The organism is Cellulomonas triticagri, from assembly GCF_003696205.1.
Lineage (GTDB): Bacteria > Actinomycetota > Actinomycetes > Actinomycetales > Cellulomonadaceae > Cellulomonas > Cellulomonas triticagri.
This window is the reverse complement of sequence record NZ_RFFI01000180.1, coordinates 1-4,859: the sequence shown is the minus strand read 5'-3', so window position 1 is coordinate 4,859 and position 4,859 is coordinate 1. Positions and strand designations below refer to the sequence as shown.

Annotated in this window: 5 protein-coding genes and 1 pseudogene; 5 read left to right on the top strand and 1 reads right to left on the bottom strand. The window is 77.0% G+C overall.

Features of this window, described 5'->3' with window-relative positions; genetic code table 11:
* From EBM89_RS21925 to EBM89_RS19420, 5 genes and pseudogenes are all read left to right on the top strand, one after another.
* Positions 1-279, top strand: a pseudogene (locus EBM89_RS21925) (ABC transporter ATP-binding protein); the annotation flags it as partial.
* Positions 266-1,135 carry an ABC transporter permease gene (locus tag EBM89_RS19435; RefSeq protein WP_122151245.1) on the top strand — a complete coding sequence of 290 codons (870 nt, stop codon included), beginning with the start codon at positions 266-268 and terminating at the stop codon, positions 1,133-1,135. The pseudogene EBM89_RS21925 and the gene EBM89_RS19435, both read left to right, overlap by 14 nt.
* Positions 1,136-1,181: 46 nt before the next feature.
* Positions 1,182-1,532: an ArsR/SmtB family transcription factor gene (locus tag EBM89_RS19430; protein WP_122151244.1), complete on the top strand. Its 351-nt coding sequence runs from the start codon at positions 1,182-1,184 to the stop codon at positions 1,530-1,532.
* Positions 1,529-2,017: an SRPBCC family protein gene (locus EBM89_RS19425; protein ID WP_122151243.1), complete on the top strand. Its 489-nt coding sequence runs from the start codon at positions 1,529-1,531 to the stop codon at positions 2,015-2,017. Before EBM89_RS19430 ends, EBM89_RS19425 begins: the two co-directional genes overlap by 4 nt.
* A gap of 126 nt (positions 2,018-2,143) precedes the next feature.
* A complete protein-coding gene (locus tag EBM89_RS19420) occupies positions 2,144-2,935 on the top strand; it encodes a YoaK family protein (protein WP_158609729.1) in 792 nt (263 codons plus the stop codon).
* Between the two features lie 29 nt (positions 2,936-2,964).
* Here EBM89_RS19420 and EBM89_RS21540 read toward each other — a convergent pair.
* The coding region (locus tag EBM89_RS21540; RefSeq protein ID WP_199732211.1) for a hypothetical protein at positions 2,965-4,859 on the bottom strand (1,895 nt) is incomplete at its 5' end.

Here is a 4,859-nt window from a genome sequence, read left to right as displayed (position 1 = left end):
ACGCGCGCGGCGCAGGCCGCCGCCGCGACCGAGGTGCTGCACGGGCTCGGCCTCACCGGCGCCGCGCCCGATCCCGCGACCACCGCGGGCCCGCCATCCGGCGCGGACGACGAGGTGCGCCTGACCGCCGCGACCTCCCCGGCGGACGTCCCGGCGGAGAAGGTCGCCGCGGCGCTCGTGCACGCGGGCGTCGACCTGCGCGGCCTCGCCGTGGAGCGCCCGAGCCTGGAGCAGGTGTTCGTCGAGCTGACCGGGGAGGGCTTCGATGTCGCCCGCTGAGACCGCCACCGCCCCCGCGCGACCGGCTCCGGCGCCCGTCGCCTGGTCCCGGCTGCTGCGCTCCGAGCTGCGCCTGGTCCTCGGGCGGCGCCGCAACCAGGTGCTGCTGGCGGGCCTGGCGCTCGTGCCGGTGCTGCTGGGCACGGTCCTGTGGCTCACCCGGGACGGCGCGCTGGCGGGGCAGGGCCCGTCGTTCGTCGGGCAGGTGACGGGCAACGGCCTGTTCCTCGTGGTGGCGAGCCTGTTCCTGAGCCTGCCGTTCCTGCTGCCGCTGTGCATCGGCATCGCGTCGGGCGACGCGGTGGCGGGCGAGGCGTCGGCGGGCACGCTGCGCTACCTGCTGGTGGTGCCGGTCCCCCGGACCCGGCTGCTGACCGTGAAGGCGGTCGCGGCGCTGGTGTTCGCGGCCGCCGCGGTGCTGGCGGTCGCGGTGACGGGGCTGGTGGTCGGCGCGCTGTACTTCGGGCTGCACGACGTCACGCTGCTGTCCGGCGGGACGGTGCCGGTCGGCGAGGGCGTGCTCCGGGTGGCGGGCATCGTCGCCTACGTCGGGCTGTCGCTGACGGGTCTGGTGGCGGTCGGCCTGTTCTTCTCGACGCTGACCGAGGTGCCCGTGGGGGCGATGGCCGCGACGGTGGTCGTCGCGATCGTGTCGACGGTGCTCGACTCGCTGCCGCAGGTCTCGGCGATCCACGGCGGTCTGCTCACGCACCACTGGTTCGACTTCGCGGAGCTCCTGCGGATCCAGGTCGACTGGGGCGTGCTGGGTGGCGGGCTGCTGGTGCAGGTCGCGTGGGTGGCGCTGTTCGGCTCGCTGGCGTGGGCGCGGTTCACCACGGCGGACGTGACGTCCTGACGCGATCCCTTGTGGCGGCGCAGCCGCGGGCGTAACGTACAACTTCATGGTTGTACGTCAGTTGGACCAGGACGAGGTCGACCGCGTGTTCGCCGCGCTCGCCGACGCCACCCGCCGCGACATCGTCACGCGGGTGCTGCGCCAGGAGGCGTCGGTGAGCACGCTCGCCGAGGGCTACGCCATGAGCTTCGCCGCCGTGCAGAAGCACGTCGCCGTGCTCGAGCGGGCCCACCTCGTGATCAAGCAGCGGCACGGCCGCGAGCAGATCGTCCACGCCGACCTCTCGACCATCCGGGCCGCCGCACGGCTGCTCGACCGCCTCGAGGAGATCTGGCGCGGCCGCATCGACCGCGTCGACGACCTGCTCGCCGCACCGCAGGAGGGGACCGCCACATGACCGTCGTCGACACGATCAAGGACGCCGACACCCTGACGCTGACCATCGTCTCCGAGCACGCCGCCCCGGTGGACCGGGTGTGGCAGGTCTGGGCCGACCCGCGGCAGCTCGAGCGCTGGTGGGGGCCGCCCACCTGGCCGGCCACGTTCACCGAGCACGACCTCGTCGTGGGCGGCCGCGCCGCGTACTACATGACCGGCCCGGACGGCACCCGCGCGCACGGCCTGTGGCGGATCCGCGCCGTCGAGCCGCCGCACGCGCTCGAGTACGAGGACCGGTTCGCCGACGCCGACGGCCGGCCCGACGACACCATGCCGACCACGATCGGCCGCGTCGAGCTCAGCGCCACGGGCACCGGCACCCGCATGACCGTCACGAGCACGTTCCCCAGCACCGAGGCCATGGAGCAGATGGCCGCGATGGGCATGGTCGAGGGCATGACCCTGGCGCTCGGCCAGATCGAGGGGATCCTCGCGGAGGGCTGAGCCGCACCGCACCCCACCACGGTCGAGTCATGGGACGAATGGCGGGATACTGGGTGGCGTGGACCGACCCGACCACGCCACCCAGGCCGCTCTCCCGCGCACCCCGGGAGCCCGACCGTGGTGAGGGTGCGCGCCCGCGCCGAGCACCTCGCGACCGGCGCGACCCTCGCCGTCGTCGGCGGGTACCTCGACGCGTACACGTTCGTCGCGCACGACGGCGTGTTCGCGAACGCCCAGACCGGCAACGTCGTCTTCGTCGCCGTGGACGCCGCGCGCGGGCAGTGGGCGCAGGCCGGTCGGCACCTGCCGATCATCGGGGCGTTCCTGCTCGGGCTGCTCGCCGCCGAGGTCCTGGCCGCGCACCGGCACCGGCGGTGGCTGTCCGACCCGACGCGCCTCGTCCTGGCCGCCGAGATCGGCACCCTGCTCGGCGTCGCGGCCCTGCCGCCGGGCACCCCCTCGCTGTGGACCACGACGGCCGTCGCGTTCGTCGCCGCGCTCCAGGTCACGACGTTCCGGCTGATCGGCGAGACCGCCTACAGCACCACGATGACCACCGGGAACCTGCGGACCCTCGTCACCGCCGCCTACGAGTGGCTCAGCGGGTACGACCGGGCGCAGCGCGTCGTCGCCGGGCGGCTGGCCGTCATCGTCGTGGCGTTCGCGGGCGGCGCCGCGCTGGGCGCGCTCGCCAGCGGCCCCGACGCCCTCGGCACCCGCGCGACCGTCCTCGCGGCCCTCGCGCTCACCGGGGTGCTCGTCGCGGTCGAGACCCACACCCGCCGCGTCCGGGCGGGTGCCCGGACGCGGCCGGACCGCGCCGGGCGGGACGACGTCATGTCGATCGCGCCGGACGCCCTGTCCGCCCACGGGCGGCAGCCGGGCCCGCAGCGCGCGACGGTCGACGCGGGCGACTGACCGCGCCCCAGCGGCACGCCCGCCGCGCCTCAGTCCGCGCCGCAGCGGGCGTCGAGGCAGCGCACGACGAGGTGCTCGGTGCCGCGCTCGTCCCCGGAGAGCGCCAGCACGGGCAGCCCGTCCGCGAGCGCCAGAGCCGTGCGGGGCCCCGCCCACCGCCGGCCCGCGGGCGGGACGTCGGCCTCGAGCAGCAGGCGCTCCTCGACCGAGGAGCACGCCGCGTCCCGGCAGGACAGCAGCCGCACGCCGCGGTCGAACTGGGACACGGCCGCGACCATCGGCCGCCCGGTCGCGTCGACGGCGAGCGCCCCCTGCGGGCCGACGGTCTGCCCGATCTCCCGCTCGTCGCTCGTCGCGCACGTCGCGTCGTCGCACCTCAGCAGGGTCGCGGTGACGTCGTCCCGGAACAGCACCCACGGCGTCCCGTCCGGCCCCACCTCGACGTCGGCGCCGGGCTGCGTCCGCCGCACCAGGTCCGGGACGCCCACCCCGGGCCGCCGGACCCGCTCGACGAGCGCGCCGCTGCCGTCCCCCACGAGCAGCACGTCCCAGCCGTCGCCGACGCCGTCGGCCACGTCCGCCCCGGCGAGGACCGTGTACGTGGTGCCGTCGGGCGCGACCGCCACGTCCAGCGGGTCGTCCGGGAGCGGGCCGACCAGGTCGAGCACCGTGCGGTCCTCGGTGCAGGTCGCCGCGTCGCACCGGAGCACCACGACCTCGACCGGCAGGCCCGTGCGCGCCACGGCCGTCGCGACGACGACCGTGCCGTCGTCGGCCAGGGCCATCGCCACCGGCATCTCCGGGTAGTCGGCGACCGTCCGCACGGGCTCGGTCTGCGGGTCGCCGGGGACCGGGTCCGAGGTGACCACCAGCGGGGTGCTGCGCAGGACGCGGGGCGCCCCCGGCTCCAGCGCCGTCGGCAGAGGGCCGACGCGGTACGCGTCCGGGTCGGCGGCCGGCTGCCAGCCGGTGACCAGCTCGAGGTGCAGCTGCGTCCGGTCGGTCACGTCGTCCCGCGAGGCGGCGTCGGAGCGCCAGCCGACGGAGAGCACGCCCTCGCCGTCCGCGGTACCGACCACCGCCGACGGGTACGGCACCTGGGCCGATGACCTCGGCGCGCACCCGTCGTCCCCGCACACGTCCAGCCGCTGCCAGCCCACGGACCAGTCCGACTGCGACTGCGAGCGCAGCACGTCGTCGCCCAGCGGCACGACGCGCACCGCGCCGCTCCCGGCGCTCGCCGCGACCACCGACGTGCGCGCCAGACCCCACGGGTTCGCGGCCGCCACCACGGCTCCCGGCAGCACCAGCGCGGCCACGGCCACCGCCGCGACGCCGACCGTCACCACCGCGGGGGCGCGGCGCTCGGCGCCCGGCAGGGGCGGGCTCGGCACCCGGTCCCACCGGACCCGGTGGATGTCACCGACCGCCGCGGCGACGAGCGCGGCCCCCGCGGCGACGCCCAGCCCACCCGCCACGAGCAGCGCGACCACCGGCAGAACGACCGACCCGGCGACGTCCTGCCCGGCGGTGTCCGGCGTGCCGAGCCCGGGCCGGGCCAGCCACGCGGCGACCCCCGCCCCGGCGAGCACGCCGACGACGGCCCAGACCGACCCCGACCGCTGGCGCTCCCCGCTCAGGCGCCAGGCGTCGATCTCCCGGTGCCGGGCCCGCGCGGCCGCGTCGTCCGGCAGCAGCGCCGACGCCACGGCGATCCGCGTCCACCGGGCCAGCAGCGTGGACGTGGCCACGACCCCGACGGCCACGACGAGCGCCGCCGCCCCGGCACCGAGGTCGACGGGCTCGCCGTCCACCGGGGCGGGGTCGTCGCGCCCGAGCCACCGCACCCCGGCCGCCGCCGCGACCGCGAGCAGGGCCACCCCGGCGAGCACCCCGACCGGGCGGGCCAGGAGCGCCGCGGTGC